Annotated in this window: 18 protein-coding genes; 11 read left to right on the top strand and 7 right to left on the bottom strand. The window is 64.6% G+C overall.

Features of this window, described 5'->3' with window-relative positions; genetic code table 11:
* Positions 1-48 precede the first annotated feature (48 nt).
* The 8 genes from AC1RQP_RS03875 to AC1RQP_RS03840 all read left to right on the top strand — a co-directional run bounded on the left by AC1RQP_RS03875 (position 49) and on the right by AC1RQP_RS03840 (position 7,665).
* A complete protein-coding gene (locus AC1RQP_RS03875; RefSeq protein ID WP_492935988.1) occupies positions 49-1,188 on the top strand; it encodes a cysteine desulfurase family protein in 1,140 nt (379 codons plus the stop codon).
* Between the two features lie 113 nt (positions 1,189-1,301).
* Entirely contained in the window at positions 1,302-2,798 is a 1,497-nt protein-coding gene (gene sufB, locus AC1RQP_RS03870) for a Fe-S cluster assembly protein SufB (RefSeq protein ID WP_492935987.1), read from the top strand.
* A 132-nt stretch (positions 2,799-2,930) separates the two neighbouring features.
* On the top strand, positions 2,931-3,680 hold the full coding sequence (gene sufC / locus AC1RQP_RS03865) for a Fe-S cluster assembly ATPase SufC (protein WP_239623419.1): 750 nt from the start codon (positions 2,931-2,933) through the stop codon (positions 3,678-3,680).
* Between the two features lie 12 nt (positions 3,681-3,692).
* The gene (gene sufD, locus AC1RQP_RS03860; protein WP_492935986.1) at positions 3,693-5,015 is read left to right on the top strand and encodes a Fe-S cluster assembly protein SufD; all 1,323 of its coding nucleotides are present in this window, start codon (positions 3,693-3,695) and stop codon (positions 5,013-5,015) included.
* The gene (locus AC1RQP_RS03855) at positions 5,012-6,259 is read left to right on the top strand and encodes a cysteine desulfurase (RefSeq protein ID WP_492935985.1); all 1,248 of its coding nucleotides are present in this window, start codon (positions 5,012-5,014) and stop codon (positions 6,257-6,259) included. The genes sufD and AC1RQP_RS03855 overlap by 4 nt, the downstream gene beginning before the upstream one ends.
* Positions 6,256-6,627: an SUF system Fe-S cluster assembly protein gene (locus tag AC1RQP_RS03850; RefSeq protein WP_239623422.1), complete on the top strand. Its 372-nt coding sequence runs from the start codon at positions 6,256-6,258 to the stop codon at positions 6,625-6,627. The genes AC1RQP_RS03855 and AC1RQP_RS03850 overlap by 4 nt, the downstream gene beginning before the upstream one ends.
* A gap of 48 nt (positions 6,628-6,675) precedes the next feature.
* A complete protein-coding gene (locus tag AC1RQP_RS03845) occupies positions 6,676-7,086 on the top strand; it encodes a HesB/IscA family protein (protein WP_239623423.1) in 411 nt (136 codons plus the stop codon).
* Between the two features lie 117 nt (positions 7,087-7,203).
* The gene (locus AC1RQP_RS03840; RefSeq protein WP_492935984.1) at positions 7,204-7,665 is read left to right on the top strand and encodes a TfoX/Sxy family protein; all 462 of its coding nucleotides are present in this window, start codon (positions 7,204-7,206) and stop codon (positions 7,663-7,665) included.
* A gap of 58 nt (positions 7,666-7,723) precedes the next feature.
* Here the strand turns inward: AC1RQP_RS03840 and AC1RQP_RS03835 are convergent, their stop codons facing one another.
* From AC1RQP_RS03835 to AC1RQP_RS03825, 3 genes are all read right to left on the bottom strand, one after another.
* Positions 7,724-8,791 (bottom strand): GGDEF domain-containing protein, encoded by a 1,068-nt coding sequence (locus AC1RQP_RS03835; RefSeq protein WP_239623425.1) that lies wholly within the window; start codon positions 8,789-8,791, stop codon positions 7,724-7,726.
* 165 nt (positions 8,792-8,956) lie between these two features.
* On the bottom strand, positions 8,957-10,471 hold the full coding sequence (locus tag AC1RQP_RS03830) for a DEAD/DEAH box helicase (protein ID WP_061880366.1): 1,515 nt from the start codon (positions 10,469-10,471) through the stop codon (positions 8,957-8,959).
* A 298-nt stretch (positions 10,472-10,769) separates the two neighbouring features.
* Positions 10,770-11,750, bottom strand: coding sequence for a helix-turn-helix domain-containing protein (locus AC1RQP_RS03825; protein WP_492935983.1), 981 nt, complete (start codon positions 11,748-11,750; stop codon positions 10,770-10,772).
* Positions 11,751-11,949: 199 nt separating this feature from the next.
* On the opposite strand from AC1RQP_RS03825, the gene AC1RQP_RS03820 reads away from it, so the two are divergent.
* From AC1RQP_RS03820 to AC1RQP_RS03810, 3 genes are all read left to right on the top strand, one after another.
* Positions 11,950-13,464, top strand: a complete 1,515-nt coding sequence (locus AC1RQP_RS03820; protein ID WP_492935982.1) for a caspase family protein — start codon at positions 11,950-11,952, stop codon at positions 13,462-13,464.
* 438 nt (positions 13,465-13,902) lie between these two features.
* Positions 13,903-15,150, top strand: coding sequence for an FAD-dependent oxidoreductase (locus AC1RQP_RS03815; protein WP_492935981.1), 1,248 nt, complete (start codon positions 13,903-13,905; stop codon positions 15,148-15,150).
* Between the two features lie 178 nt (positions 15,151-15,328).
* Positions 15,329-16,096: an outer membrane protein gene (locus AC1RQP_RS03810; protein ID WP_492935980.1), complete on the top strand. Its 768-nt coding sequence runs from the start codon at positions 15,329-15,331 to the stop codon at positions 16,094-16,096.
* A 115-nt stretch (positions 16,097-16,211) separates the two neighbouring features.
* Here the strand turns inward: AC1RQP_RS03810 and AC1RQP_RS03805 are convergent, their stop codons facing one another.
* The 4 genes from AC1RQP_RS03805 to parE form a co-directional block, all read right to left on the bottom strand.
* Entirely contained in the window at positions 16,212-16,982 is a 771-nt protein-coding gene (locus tag AC1RQP_RS03805; protein WP_492935979.1) for an SDR family NAD(P)-dependent oxidoreductase, read from the bottom strand.
* Between the two features lie 21 nt (positions 16,983-17,003).
* Positions 17,004-17,189, bottom strand: a complete 186-nt coding sequence (locus AC1RQP_RS03800; RefSeq protein WP_028177579.1) for a hypothetical protein — start codon at positions 17,187-17,189, stop codon at positions 17,004-17,006.
* A gap of 309 nt (positions 17,190-17,498) precedes the next feature.
* Complete coding sequence (locus tag AC1RQP_RS03795) at positions 17,499-18,281, bottom strand: outer membrane protein (protein ID WP_239623431.1); 783 nt, start codon at positions 18,279-18,281, stop codon at positions 17,499-17,501.
* Positions 18,282-18,762: 481 nt separating this feature from the next.
* Entirely contained in the window at positions 18,763-20,805 is a 2,043-nt protein-coding gene (parE, locus tag AC1RQP_RS03790) for a DNA topoisomerase IV subunit B (protein WP_492935978.1), read from the bottom strand.
* Position 20,806 lies beyond the last annotated feature (1 nt).

The following is a 20,806-nucleotide window of genomic DNA, read 5'->3' as shown; positions in this document are numbered from 1 at the left end:
TACGCTCCGTCCGGTTGGCCCGCCGGTAAAAGGTGCTAAGAGGGCGAGATGCCGACACGTGTCTATCTCGACTGGAACGCGACCACGCCGCTGCGCCCCGAGGCGCGGGCGGCGATGGTTGCGGCCTATGACCTCGTCGGCAATCCGTCATCCGTCCATGCCGAAGGGCGCGAGGCGCGACGGCTGGTCGAGGAGGCGCGCGCCGCGCTCGCGGCCGCGGTCGGCGCGCTGCCGCGGAACGTCATCTTCACCTCAGCTGGAACCGAGGCCAATGCGCTGGCGCTCTCGCCGGGTCTGCGGGGGCCCTCGGGCGGCCCCGTCGAGCGGCTGCTGGTTTCGGCGGTTGAGCATGCTTCGGTGCTGGCCGGCGGCCGGTTCCCGGCGGACAGGATCGGCCTGATCCGTGTCACGCGCTCTGGCGTGGTCGACCTCGAGGATCTGAGGGTCCAGCTCGAGGACGGCCCGCCAGCTCTGGTTTCAATCATGGCCGCCAATAACGAGACCGGCGCGCTCCAGCCCGTCGCTGAGGCCGCAAGCATCGTCCACGGGGCCGGCGGCCTCTTGCACGTCGATGCAATCCAGGCGCTGGGTAAAATCCATTTCAATATCAATAAGGTAGGCGCAGATCTTGCCACCTTTTCTGCGCACAAGATCGGCGGCCCCAAGGGGGTCGGCGCATTGGTGATGACCGAGGGGATAGTCGGCCTGGAGCCGGTGCTGCGCGGCGGCGGGCAGGAGCTCAACCGTCGGGCCGGAACCGAGAATATCGCGGGGATTGCCGGCTTCGGGGCGGCGGTGAAAGCCGCGCTTCAGGCTCTGCCGGAGGATGTGAAGCGAATGGCAACTCTCAGAGATCGCTTGGAAAATGGCCTTCGCGGCGTTGCCGGAGCGACGGTCTTTGCGGATGACGCGGAGCGGATACCCAATACCGTGCTCTTCACCGCGCCGGGCCTGAAGGCCGAAACCGCCGTGATCGGCTTCGACCTGGAGGGCATCGCGGTCTCCTCCGGCTCCGCCTGCTCCTCCGGCAAGGTCCAGCCGTCCCACGTCCTGTCTGCCATGGGCTACGACCCCGCGGTCGCCCAGGGAGCGGTGCGCCTCAGTCTGGGCTGGTCCACGGAGCCAGATGACATCAACAGGGCGTTAGAGGCTTGGCGAAAGCTTGGTAATACCCTACTTAAGGGCTAAGCGACGAAACACGGCTCGAACGGTTCTAAGCCCGTGCTTTCCGCAGAGAAATATCGTAATACTCGACCGAGTTTGATCCACCGCGGTCCTTGAAACCGCGAGCGGAGGATGGAATGCCAGCCGTACAAGAGACGGTCGAGCGCGTGAAGCGCATCGACGTCGACCAGTATCGTTATGGGTTTGAGACCCTGATCGAGTCCGACAAGGCCCCCAAGGGTCTGTCGGAAGAAACCGTCAAGTTCATCTCCGAGAAGAAGAACGAGCCCGCCTGGATGCTCCAGTGGCGGCTGGAAGCCTATCGGCGCTGGCTGACCATGACGGAGCCGACCTGGGCCCGCGTCGATTATCCCAAGATCGACTTCCAGGACCTCTATTATTACGCGGCGCCGAAGCCGAAGAAGACGGTCTCCTCGCTCGACGAGATCGATCCGGAGATCCTCAAGACCTACGAGAAGCTCGGCATCCCCTTGCGGGAAGTCGCCATGCTTGAGGGCGTCGAGCCCAAGCCCGGCGAAGAGGATCCGGCCCGCCGCAAGATCGCGGTCGATGCCGTCTTCGACTCCGTCTCGGTTGCAACCACGTTCAAGGCGGAGCTGAAGAAGGCCGGCGTGATCTTCATGCCGATCTCGGAGGCGATCCGCGAGCATCCTGAACTGGTGCAGAAATATCTGGGCTCGGTGGTTCCGACCTCGGACAATTTCTACGCGACGCTGAACTCGGCGGTGTTCTCCGACGGCTCGTTCGTCTACGTGCCGCCCGGCGTGCGCTGCCCGATGGAGCTGTCGACCTATTTCCGCATCAACGAGCGCAACACCGGCCAGTTCGAGCGCACCCTGATCATCGCCGACAAGGGCGCCTACGTCTCCTATCTCGAAGGCTGCACCGCGCCGCAGCGCGACGAGAACCAGCTGCATGCGGCCGTGGTTGAGCTCGTCGCGCATGACGATGCCGAGATCAAATATTCGACGGTGCAGAACTGGTATCCGGGCAATTCGGAAGGCAAGGGCGGCATCTACAATTTCGTCACCAAGCGTGGCGACTGCCGCGGCAACAATTCCAAGATCTCCTGGACCCAGGTCGAGACCGGGTCTGCGATCACCTGGAAATATCCGAGCTGCATCCTGCGCGGCGACAATTCGCGCGGCGAGTTCTACTCGATCGCGATCTCGAACGGCTATCAGCAGGTCGATAGCGGCACCAAGATGATCCATCTCGGCAAGAACACGACGAGCCGGATCATCTCCAAGGGCATCGCCGCCGGCAAGTCGCAGAACACCTATCGCGGCCTCGTCACGGCGCACCGCAAGGCGACCGGCGCGCGCAACTTCACGGCCTGCGATTCGCTGCTGATCGGCGACAAATGCGGCGCGCACACTGTGCCCTATATCGAGGCGAAGAACTCGTCGGCGACGTTCGAGCACGAGGCGACGACGTCCAAGATCTCCGAGGACGTGCTGTTTTACTGCATCCAGCGCGGGCTCAGCCAGGAAGAGGCCGTCGGCCTCGTGGTCAACGGCTTCGTCAAGGACGTGCTGCAGCAGCTGCCGATGGAGTTCGCGGTAGAGGCGCAGAAGCTGATCTCGATCTCGCTCGAAGGGTCGGTCGGCTAGCTCCGGCCTCATCCTGAGGAGGCCGCGTCAGCGGCCGTCTCGAAGGATGGATTTCGGAAAGAATAGTGGCCTCAATCCTCCGAGACGCGCCTTTGGCGCTCCTCAGGATGAGGGGATAGATGGAAAAACATTATGGCTTTGCTTGAAGTGAAAGACCTCAAGGTTCGTGTCGAGGAGCGTGAGATCCTCCACGGGCTGACGCTGACCGTGAACGAGGGCGAGGTGCACGCGATCATGGGGCCGAACGGCTCCGGCAAGTCGACACTCTCGCACGTCATCGCCGGCAAGCCCGGTTATGAGGTCACCGACGGCCAGATCCTGTTCAAGGGCGAGGACCTCCTGGAGATGGCGCCGGACGAGCGCGCCGCGAAGGGCGTGTTCCTGGCGTTTCAGTATCCGGTCGAGATTCCCGGCGTCGCCACAATGACGTTTCTGCGCACCGCGCTCAACGCGCAGCGCAAGGCACGCGGCGAGAGCGAGTATTCCACGCCTGATTTCCTGAAGAAGGTCCGTGAAGTCTCGAAGTCGCTGAACATCCCGCAGGACATGCTCAAGCGCGGCGTCAATGTCGGCTTCTCCGGCGGCGAGAAGAAGCGCAACGAGGTACTCCAGATGGCGCTGTTCGAGCCGAGCCTGTGCATCCTCGATGAGATGGATTCCGGCCTCGACATCGACGCGCTGCGCATTGCGGCCGACGGCGTCAATGCGCTGCGCTCGCCGAAGCGCGCGATGGTCGTGATCACCCACTATCAGCGGCTGCTCAACTACATCGTGCCCGACGTCGTGCACGTGATGTCGAGAGGCCGCGTCGTGAAGAGTGGCGGCAAGGAGTTGGCGCTGGAGCTGGAGGCGTCCGGTTACGCCCAGTTCGAGGCCGCGTAAGGATTGTTGAAGATGAATGTTGCTGTGGCAAAGACCGGAGGCGGCCGCGCGGTGAGCGATCTCTTCGCCAGCGCGGAAGGCCGGTTGCCCGGGGCGCCCGCGGTCACCGCAGTGCGCCGCGAGGCATTCGAGACCTATGAGCGTCTCGGCCTGCCGCATCGCCGGATCGAGGAATGGAAATACACCGACCTGCGCGCGCTGGTGGGCAAGGTGTTGCCGCTGGCAGCTAGCCCCGATGCGGCCGCGCTGAAGCGGGCCGCAGACGCTGTGAAGGCGCATGCGATCGCGGGCGCCCGCAAGCTGGTGCTGGTCGACGGCGTATTCGCGCCAGATCTTTCCGACGTCGCCGCGCTGGGCTCCGAAGTCGACCTCAAGACCCTGTCCGAGGTGCTGAACAACGAAGCAAATCCGGTGGCCGCTGACCTGCTGCGCACCATCACGACTGACGCGGTGATCTCGTTGAACGCCGCGATGGCGACCGACGGCGTGCTGCTGTCGATTGGCGAAGGCGTCGAGGTCTCGGCACCCATCCAGATCGTTCACGTGGCCACCGCCGGGGGCGCGTCGACGTATACCCGCTCGCATGTGAAAGTCGGCAACCGCGCCCGTGCCACCATCATCGAATCCTTTGTCGGAGCCGGGCAGGCGGGCGCCTACCAGGTCAACGATGCGGTCGTCATCTGGATAGGCGACGACGCCGACGTCGCCCATATCCGTCTGATGGACGATGCGCCCGATGCGGTGAACATCACCTCGCAATTCGTCACCGTGGGTGCCAACACCAAGCTCAATTTCTTCAACATGACCAGCGGCGCCGCGGTCAGCCGCTTTCAGGGCTTCATCACGCTGGCGGGCGAGGGCAGCGAGCTCTCCATCAACGGCGTGAACCTGTTGCAGAAGACTGAGCACGGCGACACCACGCTGGTGGTCGACCATGCCGTGCCGAACTGCGTCAGCCGCGAGATCTTCCGCGCCGTGATCGACGATCGCGCCCATTCGGTGTTCCAGGGCCGCATCATCGTCCGTCCCGACGCGCAGAAGACCGACGGCAAGATGATGACGCGCGCGCTGCTGCTCTCGGACGAAGCCGAGGCGGACAACAAGCCCGAGCTCGAGATCTTCGCCGACGACGTCTCCTGCGGCCACGGCGCCACCGCCGGCGCGCTGGATGACACCTTGTTGTTCTATCTGAAGGCCCGCGGCCTGCCGGAGAAGCAGGCCCAGGCGCTGCTGATCCAGGCCTTCGTGGGCGAGGCGATCGAGCAGATCGCCGACGATGGTTTGCGCGAGCATGTGATCGGCATGGCCGAGCGCTGGCTGGAGCGGCGATCATGAGCACCCATCCGGCAGTCAAGAACGGCGCCTATGACGTCGCGCGCGTGCGCCAGGATTTCCCGGCGCTCGCTTTGCAGGTCTACGGCAAGAAGCTGGTCTATCTCGACAACGCCGCCTCGGCTCAGAAGCCGCAGTCGGTGCTCGATCGCATGACGCAGGCCTATACGAGCGAATACGCCAACGTGCATCGCGGCCTGCACTACCTCGCCAATGCCGCGACCGAAGCCTATGAGGGTGGCCGTACCAAGGTCGCGCAGTTCATCAACGCGCCGCGCACCGAAGAAGTGATCTTCACCCGCAACGCGACCGAGGCGATCAACCTGGTCGCGTCCTCGTGGGGTGGGCCGAATATCAAAGAGGGCGATGAGATCGTCATCTCGATCATGGAGCACCACTCCAACATCGTGCCCTGGCATTTCCTCAGGGAGCGCCAGGGTGCCGTGATCAAGTGGGCGCCGGTCGACGACGAGGGCAATTTCCTCATCGACGAGTTCGAGAAGCTGCTGACGCCGAAGACCAAGCTGGTCGCGATCACGCAGATGTCGAACGCGCTCGGCACCATCGTGCCGGTCAAGGACGTCGTCAAGATCGCCCATGCCCGCGGCATTCCCGTGCTCGTCGACGGCAGCCAGGGCGCGGTGCATCTGCCGGTCGACGTCCAGGATATCGGCTGCGACTTCTACGTCTTCACCGGCCACAAGGTGTACGGGCCGACCGGCATCGGCGTGCTCTGGGCCAAGTACGACCACCTCGTCGCGATGCGCCCCTACAATGGCGGCGGCGAGATGATCCGCGAGGTCTCGCGCGACATCGTCACCTACGGCGACCCGCCCCACAAGTTCGAAGCCGGCACCCCGCCCATCGTCGAGGCTGTCGGCCTTGGCGCCGCCATCGACTATGTCAATTCGATCGGCAAGGAGCGCATCGCCGCGCACGAGCACGATCTCACCAACTATGCCCAGGAGAAGCTGCGCGAGATCAATTCGCTGCGGCTGATCGGCACGGCGCGGGGCAAGGGCCCGGTGATCTCCTTCGAGCTCAAGGGCGCGCATGCCCATGACGTCGCCACCGTGATCGACCGCCAGGGCATCGCGGTGCGCGCCGGTACCCATTGCGTGATGCCGCTTTTAGAGCGGTTCAACGTGACCGCGACGTGCCGGGCCTCGTTCGGCATGTATAATACGCGGGAAGAAGTCGATCATCTGGCACAGGCGCTGCTGAAAGCGCGGGATTTGTTCGCATGAGTGATACGGCCGAAATCAAAGCCAATCCGATGGAAACACGGTCGGCGCTGCCGCCGGAGGAGACCGAGCGGCTGACCCGCGAGATCATCGCCGGGCTCAAGACCGTCTTCGATCCGGAGATTCCTGCCGACATCTACGAGCTCGGCCTGATCTACAAGGTCGAGATCAAGGACGACCGCTCGGTCGACGTGCAGATGACGCTGACGACGCCGAACTGTCCGGCCGCCGGCGAACTACCGACCATGGTCGAGAACGCGGTCGCCAGCGTCCCTGGCGTCGGCGTGGTCGACGTCAAGGTCGTCTGGGAGCCGCCGTGGTCGCCGGAACGCATGAGCGACGAGGCGCGTCTCGTGCTCAACATGTGGTGACGCCACCACCGGCATTGAATTCGCGCCGCAACGGACCACATCACTGATATGACCCAAATTTCGTCAGGCTCGACACCAGCATCCACCCCGAAGCCACGGCGGCCGCGCCCGCAGGTGATGCGGCTGACCGATGCCGCCGCCCAGCGCATCAGCGAGCTGACCCAGCGTGCCGATTCCGAGATCGTGGGCCTGCGCGTCGGCGTGAAGAATGGCGGCTGTGCCGGTCAGTCCTACACGGTCGAATACGCCCACGAGATCCGGCCGACCGACGAGGTCGTCGAGGACAAGGGCGTCAAGATACTGGTCGATCCCAAGGCCGTGCTGTTCCTGCTCGGCACCGAGATGGACTACAGGGCCGACAAGATGCAGGCCCAGTTCGTCTTCAACAATCCCAACCAGGTCTCCGCCTGCGGCTGCGGCGAATCGGTCGAGCTGCGTCCGGCTAAGATCGACGGCTAGATCCGATCGTCATTGCGAGGTCCAGACTGTCCCCGCGAGGGCAGTCTGGATTGCTTCGCTTCGCTCGCAATGACGGGGGTGCTATGAGGGTTCGCTTGCTCGCGCAGGGAAGCCTCCATGGACCGCGAATTCCTGATCGACCTGTTCGCCGATTTCGGCCCTGTCACCATCCGCAAGATGTTCTCCGGCTACGGCATCTCCGCCGACGGCGTCAATTTCGCGTTGTCCCTCCGCGCCGGCCTGTTCTTCCGCGCTGACGAAACGACCATTCCGGACTTCGAGGCCGAAGGCTCAAAGCCGTTCCAGTATTCGACTCGCGCCAAGACCGTGGTGGTCAACTCCTACTGGGAACTGCCCGCACGCCTGTTCGACGATTCCGCAGAGCTTGCACAATGGGCGAGGGCGGCCCTCGCCGCGGCCCAACGCGCCAAGGTGAAGAAGCGGCCTAAGGCGAAGAAGGCGGCGGCAAAGAAAGTGGAGCCGAAGAAGCCTGTTGCGAAGAAGCGGCCGGCCAAGAAGACAGCCAAGAAGGCCGTTCGCAGCGTGGGCAAAGCAAAGCGTGCTCGCCGTTCAGGATAGAGATGCTGGGCATGGCTTGCGCCTATGCGCCCCCCGCCCACAGGAGCCCGGCGAAAACCTATGCCACGCGGCTGTGCGTCTCGGCCGCGTATTCCGGATCGGCTTCGCAGATCACGCGGTTGCGGCCATTGCGCTTGGCGGCGTAGAGGCAGGCATCCGCACGCTCGATCAGCGCGTCGGTGTCGTCGCCCTCCTTGAGCATGGAGACGCCGACGGAGATGGTGACGCGGCCGAGGATCTCGCCGGTCGATTTCTTCTTCAATTCCTTCGCCATCACGGCGCGACGGATGTGGTCGGCCACCGTGAGAGCCTGACGCAGCGCGGTGTTGGGCAGCACGACCGCGAATTCCTCGCCGCCATAGCGTGCGGTGATATCCTGGCCCTTGATGGTCTGCTTCATCGAAAGGCCGACGAGTCGCAGCACCTGGTCGCCGGTGAGATGGCCGTAGGAATCGTTGAACGACTTGAAGTGATCGATGTCGAACAGCAGCAGCGACAGCGGCTCGCCCGAGGCGAGCGCGTTCTGCACGGCCATGCCGATCATGCGGTCGAAATATTTGCGGTTGCCGAGGCCGGTGAGGGGATCGGTCAGGCTCTCGGCGCGGATCGCTTCCAGGCTCTGCTGGAGATTGCTGATCTCGTTCTTCGACAGCGTGAGCCGGTCTTCCAGCGCCTTGTTGGTCTCGCGCATCTCGCTGGTCGAGCGCAGCAGGGCCTCGACGATCGTCTTGAGCTGGTCGCGGCTCTTGGCCGACGACAGTTTCTCGGTCGCGCCCGACAGGCTGGCGTCGTAGGCGCTGGTCATGCCGAGCGCGTCGCCCAGGACCTTCATCACGTCATCGATCTCGCCGATGACGCGCGCGCCGACCTTGTCGATGCGATCGGTGGTCTTGATGTGGGAGAGATAGGTCTCGTAGATCTGCTCGAGATCGGCTTCGGTCAGCTTGCCGCTGCGCGCCAGCGTCTCGTTGATGATCTTGTTGAGCGGCGCGTTGTAGCCGGTGGCGTAGACGTACCAGATCTCGTAATTGCGGGGAATTGCCGTCTGCCGAAGCGATCGGATCTGACCGAGCGCCACCTCGGCGAACGCCATCGTGCGTTCGTGTTCATCGAGCACCTTGATCACGGAACATACCCCACAGCGGCCGGCGCGCCCCCGACCGCAGCAATGCTTAAATTATGTTCGTAGGCTAACGGACGATCGTGAACGCCCCGTAAATATACGTTCACGAAGGCGTCTAATAGAGTGTGCCGCGGGTTTGCTCAACCGGAATCTGGAGCGCGTTGCGCTTCAGGCGCCGGCGGGCGAACGTACCGGCCGCAGCAGAAACGCCGGCAGATGCGAGTGATCGCCCGGCTCGGTGTCGACTTCGCGCTGGCGGCGCGGTTCGGGGCGGCCGATCGAGGGGACATGCGAGATGTTGGCCTGCTGGCGCGCCTCGTGACGCGGCTCCGCCCGACGCTTGTCGTCGGACCGATGCCGTGATTCGGCGGGCTGTCGCGGCTCCGAAGGAGGCCTCGATTCGGCAGCATGCCTTGCCTCGCCTCGCGCGTCGCGCGGCTCGTGGCTGCGCTCACGGTCGCGGCCGCGCTGCGGCTTGCCGCGGCCGCCGCGTGAACGTTCACGGCCGCGCTGCTCGCGCGGACGCTCGCTCGCATCGGATGCCTCGGCCGAGACTTCGTAATCGCCTTCGGCGCGCGGAATGCTCTGGCCGATCAGCTTTTCGATCGCCACCATCGACTTCTGGTCGAGTGGTGTCACGATCGAGATCGCGGTGCCGGTGCGGCCGGCGCGGCCGGTGCGGCCGATGCGATGAACGTAGTCGTCGGCGTGATGGGGAACGTCGAAATTGAAGACGTGGCTGACCTCGGGAATATCGAGGCCGCGGGCGGCAACGTCGGAGGCGACGAGCAGCGGCAGCTCACCCTTTCGGAATTGTTCGAGTGCCGCCGTGCGGGCCGACTGGTCCATGTCGCCGTGCAGCGCGCCGACGCTGAAGCCGTGTTTCTGAAGCGACTTGTGAACGATGGCGACCTCGCGCTTGCGATTGCAGAAGATGATCGCGTTCTTGAGGTCCTTGGCCTCCCGCAGCAGGCGGCGAAGCAGCTCGCGCTTCTCGTGCGCCTCGCGTCCGGCAGGCACCTGGGCCTGCGTGACGGTGACGGCGGTGGTGGCGGGCCTGGAGACCTCGATCTTCTGCGGATTGTGCAGGAAGGCTTCGGTGATGCGCCGGATTTCCGGCGGCATGGTCGCGGTGAAGAACAGGGTCTGCCGCGTGAACGGGACGAGCTTGCAGACGCGCTCGATGTCGGGAATGAAGCCCATATCCAGCATGCGGTCGGCCTCGTCGATGACGAGCAGCTCGACGCCGGTGAGCAGCAGGCCGCCGCGCTCGGTGTGGTCGAGCAGGCGGCCGGGGGTTGCGATCAGCACGTCGACGCCGCGCATCAGCTTGGCATCCTGATCGCCGAAGGAGACGCCGCCGATCAGGAGGGCGACGTTGAGTTTCTGGCCGGCGCCGTAGCGGTCGAAGTTTTCCTTCACCTGGGCCGCAAGCTCGCGGGTCGGCTCGAGGATCAGGGTGCGCGGCATGCGCGCCCGGGCTCGGCCCTTCTCGAGGATGGTGAGCATCGGCAGCACGAAGGCCGCGGTCTTGCCGGTGCCGGTCTGGGCGATGCCGAGCACGTCCTTGCGTGCGAGGACGTGAGGGATCGCCTGTTCCTGGATGGGGGTGGGATTGGTGTAACCGGTGGCCGCCACTGCGGCGAGGACTTTTTCGGATAGTCCGAGATTTGAAAAGGACATTGAGCCTCTGGTCGAAACCGCCGTTCGGAATCGAGGGTAATAAGGCTGTCGCGTTCCACCCCGAAACGGCGCGCTCTCGAAGAAGCTGGGGGTGCTGACTCACGCGAACAAAGCGCAAGGCTCAGGAATCGCTCGTCGATCTGAGCCGCGTCGCACTGGAACATAGGGGGGAATTGGCCAAAGTCAATGGAGCAGGCGCGGGAAGGCCCTAAAAAACCTGAGGTTTTTGCCCAAATCGCGGGCGCTGCTGGGATTTTCAGCTCCGCCCGCGGTCCGGCGGCAATCGCCAAACGACGGGCTAAGGGCCATCCGAACCCCTGGCCCGGAAGTCGCCGGGCGCGATGCCATAGGCGGCGTTGAAGACCCGGTAATAGGTCGCCAGGCTCTCGAAGCCGCAGGAGGCCGCGATGTCGGCGATCAGCCGCTCCGGCGCCTCGCGCATCAGGCGGCGGCTCTCTTTCAGGCGCTCGTCGGTCACGGTCTGCGAGAAGCTCTTCTCGGCTGTCTCGAACAGCATGTGCAGGTGACGCACGGACACGCCGAGCAGATCGGCCACCATGGTCGGCGCCAGGTTTGGGTCCTGCAGGTGGCGTGCGATCAGGCGGCGGGCCTGCGAGAGGCGGGCCGTTCGCAGCGCGGCCTGGCCGCGCCGGCTGCCGGGCCGCACGATGCCGCGCTCGATCAGCGCCAGATGGGCCAAAGCTTGAACCAGGGACGTCTGGACGAGAGGGGACGCATCCGCGGCGGCAGCATCATCCGCGGCGGCCTCGCCGAGATCGGCAAAGCAGGCAGCGAGCAGGGGCGCCAGGGTCGGATCGTTGAACGTCCGGGGCGCGAGCTCGCGCATGCGCTTGTCCTGCGTCGGGATGCTGCTCACGGGAATCTTCAGGATCCGCAGGTGAAAACCCCCGGCGCCCTGGGGCGCGGTGCGGTAAGGCAGGTCGGTATGGCTGGTGGCGAAGCTGCCGTTGGCGATCGAAAAGTCGCTTGCGCGCATGCCGCCGAACCAGCCGCCGCTGCCGAGCTGCTGGTAGACGCAGATTGCGTCACCCGGGGCGTTGGCGATGTCGGACGCGCTGCGCTCGACCGCGTAGGTTGAGGCCTTCAGCTCGACGAGGCCGGCCCCGCCAACCTGGCGCAGCGAGAACTCGCCGAAGAAGTTCGTTCGCCGCTCGCGCTCAAGCTCGGCGGTAACGCCGAACAATCCCTTGGCGCGCACCTCGCGCCAATACTCGAAGCGGTCGTGCGGCTCCACCTCGTCCGTACACCAGTGAAACACGGCTGCCCCTCACTTCCGGCGAAATCGTCCAAGAAGAACCAGATTCCAACGCAATCTGCCATAGCCAGATCGTGGAATCGTGGCCCGGGCCCCTTGAACCGTCGTTGCGTCTCGGCCGACTATCACACAGCGGCAGGGGATCCCGTGAACTGCTGTTCGAAGAAACCGGCGTAGGGCCGTTCTGCAGGGAAATTTTGCGATGACGCGTCGGCTTTTCGGAATTCTGGCGGCCCTTGGCCTCGCAGCGAGCCTGAGCGGCTTCGCAGCGCCCGCCCATGCCGAGAAGCGCGTCGCGCTCGTCGTCGGCAACAACGACTACAAGAACGTCCCGAAGCTGCTCAAGGCCGTCAACGACGCCCGCACCATGGGCGACACGCTGAAGCAGCTCGGCTTCTCGGTGATGGTCGCTGAGAACCAGAGCAGGCAGCAATTCTCGGAGACGCTGCTTGCCTTCGACAAGGCCATCGAGCCCGGCGACACGGCGTTCTTTTTCTACGCGGGCCACGGCTTCGAGATCGCCGGCCAGAACTATCTGCTGCCGACCGACGTGCCGTCGGCGACGGAAGGTCAGGAAGAGCTGGTGCGCGACGCCTCGATCCTGGCCGACCGCATCGTCGAGCGCCTTCAGAACAAGAAGGCGCGGACTTCGATCCTGGTGTTCGACGCCTGCCGCAACAACCCGTTCGAGCGCAAGGGCACCCGTGCGGTCGCCGGTGGCGGCGGGCTCGCGCCGATGACGCAGCTGCCCGAAGGCGTGTTCTCGGTGTTCTCGGCAGGACCTCGTCAGACCGCGCTCGATCGTCTGTCCAACGACGACACCAATCCGAATTCGGTGTTCACGCGCACATTCGCCAAGGAGTTGCTCCAGCCCGGCGAGAACCTCGTCCAGGTGGCGCAACGCACGCGCCGTGCCGTCAGCGAGATGGCCGACACGGTCAAGCACAGGCAGGTGCCGGTCTATTTCGACCAGATGGTCGACGACGTCTTCCTCAGCGGCATGGCGAAGGATGCGGCCGCGCGCCCGGCCGATCCGCCGCCGCAGAAGCTTGCGGCACTGCCGCCGGTGTCGGTGCCACAGATGCCGAAGGAGGAGACCATCAACGCGCCGATCGCGAGCTTCTCGCGGCACAATGGCGGCTGGAGCGTTACGTTCTCCTTCGCCGACCCGACGCTCGGCATTTCCTGGCGCATCGCCGGCAAGAGCGATTTCCGCGAGACCGGATTCATCGACACGCTCGATCCGCGCACGCGCAAGCGGATGCCGAACCCGTCGATCGAACTGCCGCCTGATGCGCAGGCCGGTACCATCGAAGTCCGCTATGTCGATCAGTCCGGCGAGATGCAGGGACCGTTCCCGATCAGGTTCGATCCCGAGGCCGCTTTGATCCGCGACCAGCGCAAGATCCTCGACATGACCTCGACGAGCTGGCTGTCGTTCCGCGAATTCAACGGGCTCCTGGTCTACTACACGCATCTCGTGTCCTACCGCTGCGCCATCCGCGAGGTGCGCATCGGCATCGACACCGCCGTGCCCAACCAGGTGCTGAAGATGCCGCCTTGCGACATGCGCGATCCCAGCGCGGTCACCGCCGGCATGCCGCTCTACATGAAGCTCGCGCCAAGCACGCAGTCCGTCTCGGTGGAGCTGACCTATCGCGACGGCAGCGTCTCGGAGATCAAGAGTTTTCGCAGCGCGAACCGCAGCAATCATTGATGCGCTGTTCAGCCTGACGGGATCGGCCTACGGAGTGGGGCGAACTTAAATCGGACAGGCCAAGGTGGAAGTGCTAAAGTCGGGGATGGTAAAATTCATCATCGTCGCGGTCGTTACGACGCTTCCGGTTTTGGCCCAAACGACTCCCGTCCCCACAGTGCCGCCACTCACCGACCGTGAGCGCGTCCAGGCGGACCGCGCGAAAGTCGCCGACGATGAGAAGGTAGCGCCGATCACGCGACCCTGGGATCGCGACGCCGATGGCAAGCGCCCATGGGAACGGAAGGCGCCGAAGCCCTGAGGCGAGCGAACGTCGATCTCCCGCTGAAGGAACAACTCCTTGGTCACGGACTGTCTTGCAAATTGAGGACTGCCTTCGGCCTGAATCGCGCTAGTATCGTCAGGCGTATCTCGATCGATACTTGAAGCGCGGCGGCAATGACATCCGACCGACAACCAAACCGCACCATGAAGGTCCGTTGCTGCGTCGTCGGCGGCGGGCCGGCCGGCATGATGCTCGGCTATCTGCTCGGGCGGGCCGGGATCGACGTGGTGGTGCTGGAGAAGCATGCGGATTTCTTCCGCGACTTCCGCGGCGACACCGTGCATCCCTCGACGCTTCAGGTGATGGACGAGCTCGGCCTGATCGACGGCTTCCTGAAGCTGCCGCATCAGCGCTTGCAGAAGATGGACGGCTTGTTCGGCGGCACGCCGGTGCGCATCGCCGATCTCAGCCGGCTCCATACCAAATACCCCTTCATCGCCTTCATGCCGCAATGGGACTTCCTGAACTTCCTGCGCGAGGCCGGGCGGCGCTTTGCCTCGCTCGAGGTGATGATGAGCACGGAGGCGGTCGATCTGATCCGCCGGGGCGAGACCGTCGCCGGCGTACGGGCGAAAACGCCTGACGGCATCATCGACATCGAGGCCGATCTCACCATTGCCTGCGACGGCCGGCATTCGACCGTGCGCGAGCGCGCCGGCCTCGAGGTCGAGGAGATCGGCGCGCCGATGGACGTGCTCTGGTTCCGCGCCGGCCGCAGACCCGACGAGACCGAGAACGTGTTCGCGCGGGTCGAGCCCGGCAAGATGATGATCACCTTCGACCGCGGCGACTATTGGCAATGCGCCTATGTCATCGCCAAGGGACAGTACGAAGCGGTGAAGGCGAGGGGATTGCAGGCATTGCTCGACGACGTCGTGCGCATGGCGCCGATCCTTCGATCCGGCATCACTGATGTGAAGAGCTTTGACGATATCAAGCTGCTCACGGTCGCCATCAACCGCCTCAAGCGCTGGACGCAGCCGGGCCTGCTGTGCATCGGCGACGCCGCGCATGCGATGTCGCCGGTTGGCGGCGTCGGCGTCAATCTCGCCGTGCAGGACGCGGTCGCGACCGCCAATCTGCTGGCGGACAAGCTTCAGCGCGGCTGCCCGACCGAGGACGAGCTCGATGCTATCAGGCGCCGACGCGAATTTCCGGTGAAGATGACGCAGCGCATGCAGGTGATCGTGCAGAACAACATCATCAGCGGCGCCTTGCAGGGCGGCGATCGGCCGCTCAAAGTGCCGCTGGTCGTGCGCCTCGTCACCGCGCTGCCGTGGCTCCAGGGCATTCCGGCGCGCCTGCTTGCGCTCGGCGTGCGGCCGGAGCACGTGCACTCGAGGGCCGCGCCGGCACCGTAGCGCAGGAGCCGCTAGGGATAATGCCGCGTTAAATCGCGCGCCAAGCGTTGCGCGCGAGCAACAGCGCCAACGGATTCAAGACGCGCTGCTCGCCAATCCGGCGTCTTAACTTTCTTGATTCAAATTTGAGTAAGACCTGCGTGTGACCGTGCGCCCATCAAAGGACACGGGGTGTACCATGCGTAGTAAATTGATTGCCGCCTTCGCCTGCACGACAGCTCTGGTTTCGACCGGCGCGGCCTCCGCCGCAGATCTCGGTGCGCGCTACACGAAGGCGCCTGCCTATGTCGAGCCGCTGTTCAACTGGACCGGCTTCTATGTCGGCGGCCATATCGGTGGCGCCTGGACCAACGAGCAGTTCACCAACAACGGAACCGGCGCGGCGTTCGGCGATCTTTCGCCGGGCGACGGCTTCCGTCAGCGCAACTCCGGTATCATGGGCGGCGCCCAGATCGGCTACAACTGGCAGGCCAACAACTACGTGTTCGGCATTGAGGGCACGATCTCCGGCCTCGACAACAAGGGTACGGTCGTCAACACGGTGTTTGGCGCCGGGGATGACGTGTTCTCCTGGCGCGCCAACGTGCTCGCGACCGTCGTCGGGCGCGCCGGCTTCGCCGTGCAGAACAACCTGTTCTACTTCAAGGGTGGCTATGCCGGCGTGAACAACCGTCTCTCGGTCAGCGACACCGCCGGTGTGGCGACGGGTTCGGGCGAACAGACCCACTGGGCCAACGGCTGGACCGTCGGCGCCGGCTGGGAATACGGCGTCACCCGCAACTGGATCGTCGGCCTCGAATACAACTACGCGGCCTTCGGCAGCCAGACCTATCAGCTCGGCGGCACCTCGGGTAACTACACCTTCGACGCCAAGCCGCGCGATATCCAGTGGGCCGTCGTGCGTGCGAGCTACAAGTTCGACGCGCCGACCATCGGCCGCTACTGAGCACGTCAACGAACCACCAAGCACCAACAAAAGACGATCACTGCCAAAATCTAAAAGCCCCGGCTTCGTCCGGGGCTTCTTTTTTGCGCGCAAGTTCTCGAGTGCTGGCCTGGCCTCAGGCCATCACCGAGAAGCCTCCGTCGACGGGGATCGCTGTGCCCGTGACGAAGTTCGACGCGGGCGAGGCGAGGAACACGGCGATGCCGGCGAAGTCGTCGATGTCGCCCCAACGCCCCGCAGGCGTGCGCGCCAGCACGCGCTCGTGCAGCCCCGACACCTGCTGCCGCGCGCCGCGGGTGAGGTCGGTGTCGATCCAGCCCGGCAGGATGGCATTGACCTGGATGTTGTCGGGCGCCCAGGCGTTGGCGCAGGCGCGGGTGTACTGCACGATGCCGCCCTTGCTCGCGGCATAGGCGGTCGCGAAGCTCGCGCCGAAGATCGACATCATCGAACCGATATTGATCACCTTGCCGTTGCCGGACGCCTTCAGCGCCGGATAGGCCAGCTTCGAGCACACGAAGGCGCTGGTGAGGTTGGTGTTGATCACCTTGTTCCACTCGTCGAGCTCGAGCTCGTGCGGCGGCTTGCGGATGCTCATGCCGGCATTGTTGATGAGGACGTCGATGCGGCCGAGCTCCCCGACGACGCGCTCGATCATCGCAGCGACCGCCGCCTTGTCGGTCACGTCGGTGGCGACGGCGATCGCCTTCACACCGCGCTGCCTGAGATCGGCGACGGCCGCGGCGGACTTGGTCTCATTGCGTCCGACCACGGCGATATCGGCGCCGGCGTCGGCAAGGCCGCGCGCCATGCCGAGGCCGATGCCGCCATTGCCTCCCGTGACGATCGCGACCTTGCCGCGAAGATCGAACCGGCTGGATGTCATGCTTTCATTCCCTGGTTTATCTTATTGATGGCTCTGCCAGATCAGCACCAGCCCGAAGCCGGCCATGGCTGCGCCATAGCCCGCCCATTGCAGCTGGTTGACCATGAAGCTCGATCGCGGCCACGGAACGGCGCCCGTGCCCTGTCCGATCCAGAGCAGCCCGACGGCAGTCGCAAGCAGGCCTGCGACCAGCAGAAATCTGCGCATGCATTCCTCCCATCGGTCCGCTCCTGTCGGCGGCGCGACGATGCAGGATCGCCGCGCCGCGAAAGCTTGAGCGCACACTAACCGTAGCTTCGGTCTGGATACAATGGCGGCACCGGCGCAAGCTGCCGGCGGAGGAGGAAGCGTGTCCCTGGAAAGGCAATTCGCCGCTGGGCGCTCGGCAGTGCCGATAGTCGGCGGGCGGAGCCCGGCTCGCCGTACAAGTCATTGCAGACCAGCGGTCGGCCGCTCGGCCCAAAACGAAAAAGCCCCGGCGATGCCGGGGCTTTGACGTTTGATCGTGAGATCGGATCAGTACTTCGCGACGACCGGACCGGTCCAGTTGAAGCGGTAGACCAGCGAAGTCGAGATCGTCTGGTTCCAGCTGTTGGCGCGGATGCTGTTGCCGACCGGAAGGTTGCTGCCGTCGAGCAGTTCGTCCTGAGTCTTGGCATTGTAGAAGGCCGAACGATACTCGGTCTTCATGAACCAGCCGGGCGACGTGATGCCGAAGATGTTCAGGCTGTTCTCGACGCCGCCACCCACGAACCAGCCATGCCGATCGTAGCTGCTGAGATGGACGCCCACGGGAGTGCCGCCCAGCGTGGTGAAGTTGGTCTGGCCGAAATGAGCGCCGGAGTAACCGCCGTTGACATAGGAGAGAACGTTCGGGGCGACCAGCCAGCCGAGGCGAACACCCGCGGCCCACGAGGTTTCCAGCTTCTGGTTGCCAGTGATGCCGAGGGTCGGATCCTGGATGGTGGCGCGGATGCTGCCGAACTGACCGTCGGCGAACACACCAGCGACCCAAGTGCCGCTGAACTGCCAGTCGTAGCCGGCGCCAACCGTGCCGAACCAGCCCGAGCCGCCCTGGCGCTGGGTGATCGTCAGCGGGGTGCCCGTGCCGGTGTCAACCACGCTCTGGTCGGCATTCGAGAGGCCGCCACCGCCACCGCCGAACACGTAGAAGCCGGTCCAGTTCGCGACGGGCGCCGGCATCGGAGCCTTCGCATAGGGACGGGCGCCAAGGTCAGCCGCCGAGGCCGCACCGGTCATCGCCGCAACCGCGGTCAGAGCGAGCAAAGTCTTCTTCATGTCAAATCCCCAACCTTGGTCTGTCGTAGCAGGCGCGAGCGCGCTGAAGTTCGTGTCATCTGATGGCCGGACTATAGACGGTTCTCGCCGAAATGCTGTTGCCGGGCAGGCACAGTCGCGGGAAAACGCCGGTGCTGGGGTGTTTCGGACGCCGTCGCTCGAATCCATAATATATCATATTTTTCAATATGTTATTTGGGGTCTCAAGACTTCGATTTCGGGTAACCTGTCGTTAGCAAATCCGGCATTGTACGAAATGGAGGCAATCCTGGCTCGGCGTTTGAGCTCCTGAGTCGATGGCAGAGTCGCCCGGTCCAGCGCGAATCGAGCCGTCCACGCCGTGGCCGACCTGGAGGCGGAGCCAAAAAGCAAAAAGCCCCGGCCGAGGCCGGGGCTGGTTTTCGAAGAAGCGGCGGCTCAGTACTTCGCCACCACCGGACCACCGAGCTTGGAGCTGGCGCGCCCGGCACGGACCAATCCCTCAGACGTCCAGCAGCTCTTCGCTGGCAAATTCGGCCTTGTCCGAGATGAAGGCGAAGCGCGCCTCGGCCTTGGTGCCCATCAGGCGCTCCACCGAATCCGCGGTGGTGTCGCGGTCGTCGGCGAGCAGGACCACCTTGAGCAGCGTCCGCTTGCTCGGATCCATGGTGGTCTCCTTGAGCTGCGCCGGCATCATCTCGCCGAGACCTTTGAAGCGGTTCACCTCGACCTTGGCGTTGGCGTTGAACGCGGACTTGATCAGCTCGTCCTTGTGCTTGTCGTCGCGGGCGTAGACCGATTTGGTGCCGTGCGTGAGCTTGTAGAGCGGCGGCACGGCGAGGAAGAGGTGGCCTTGGTCAATCAAGGGCCGCATCTGCCGGTAGAAGAAAGTGATCAGGAGCGAGGCGATGTGCGCGCCGTCGACGTCGGCATCGGTCATGATGATGATGCGCTGGTAGCGCAGATCTTCTTCGCGGTAATGTGCGAGCTGGCCGCAGCCGATCGCCTGCACCAGATCGGAGAGCTGGGCGTTCGCCGTCAGCTTGTCCTTGCCGGCAGAAGCGACGTTGAGGATCTTGCCGCGCAGGGGCAGCACGGCCTGGGTCTTGCGGTCGCGCGCCTGCTTGGCGCTGCCGCCGGCCGAGTCACCCTCGACGATGAACAGCTCCGAGCCATCGGTGCCGGCGTCGGTGCAGTCGGCGAGCTTGCCGGGCAGGCGCAGCTTCTTGCCTGCGGTTTTTCGCGCGGTCTCTTTCTCTTGCCGCCGCCGCAGCCGTTCTTCGGCGCGGTCGATCACGAAGTCGAGCAGCCGGTTGGCCATGTTCGGATTGCCCGACAGCCAATGGTCGAACGGATCCTTCATCGCCTGCTCGACGATGCGCTGCGCCTCTGCAGTGGCGAGGCGATCCTTGGTCTGCCCCTGGAATTCCGGCTCGCGCACGAACACCGACAGCATCACGGCGGCGCCGACCATCACGTCTTCCGAGGTGACGGAGGCCGCGCGCTTGCCCTGACCGACGCGCTCGGCGTGATCCTTCAGACCGCGCAAAAGGGCGCTGCGCAGGCCGGATTCGTGCGTGCCGCCATCCGGCGTCGGCACGGTGTTGGTGTAGGAGGAGAGGAATCCGTCGGCATCGGCGGTCCAGGCCACGGCCCATTCGCAGGCGCCATGCGCGCCGTTGCGGCCCGACTTGCCCGAGAAGATGTCGGGATGCACCAGCGTGTCGGCGTGGATTGCCGCGGCGAGATAATCCTTGAGGCCGCCGGGGAAGTGGAACGTTGCTTCGGCCGGCACGTCCTCGATGCCCTTGAGCAGCTCGGGCGCGCAGTTCCAGCGGATCTCGACGCCACCGAACAGATACGCTTTCGAGCGCGTCATCTTGAACAGGCGCTGCGGCTTGAACGCGGCCTTAGCGCCGAAAATATCGGTGTCGGGCTTGAAGCGCACGCGCGTGCCGCGGCGGTTGTTGATCTTGCCGAGGTCCTCGAGCTTGCCCTTCGGGTGGCCGCGCTCGAACGTCATGCGATAGAGTTTCTGGCTGCGCGCGACCTCGACCTCGAGACGCGAGGAGAGGGCGTTCACCACGGAGATGCCGACGCCGTGCAGGCCGCCCGAGGTCTCGTAGACCTTGCTGTCGAACTTTCCGCCCGAATGGAGCGTGCACATGATGACTTCAAGTGCTGACTTCTTCGGGAATTTCGGGTGAGGATCGATCGGGATGCCGCGGCCGTTGTCGGTCACGGTCAGGAACCCGTCAGCGCTGAGATCGACCTCGATGAAGGTCGCGTGCCCGGCGAGCGCCTCGTCCATCGAGTTGTCGATGACTTCGGCGAACAGATGATGCAGCGCCTTCTCGTCGGTGCCGCCGATATACATGCCAGGCCGGCGACGCACCGGTTCCAGCCCTTCGAGCACCTCGATGTCGGCTGCCGTGTAATCGGCTTCCCCGCCGCTTCCGCGCGGCGCCGCCTTGGCGGCACGAGGTTTCGGCTCGTCGCCGCCGAAAAAGTCGTCTTTTGCTTTAGGCTTCAACTGCTTGGACATA

It is taken from the genome of Bradyrhizobium sp. GW821-FHT13H06, assembly GCF_058803975.1.
Note: the sequence above shows the minus strand (reverse complement) of the source record. Positions and strands in the feature narration are given on the sequence as shown.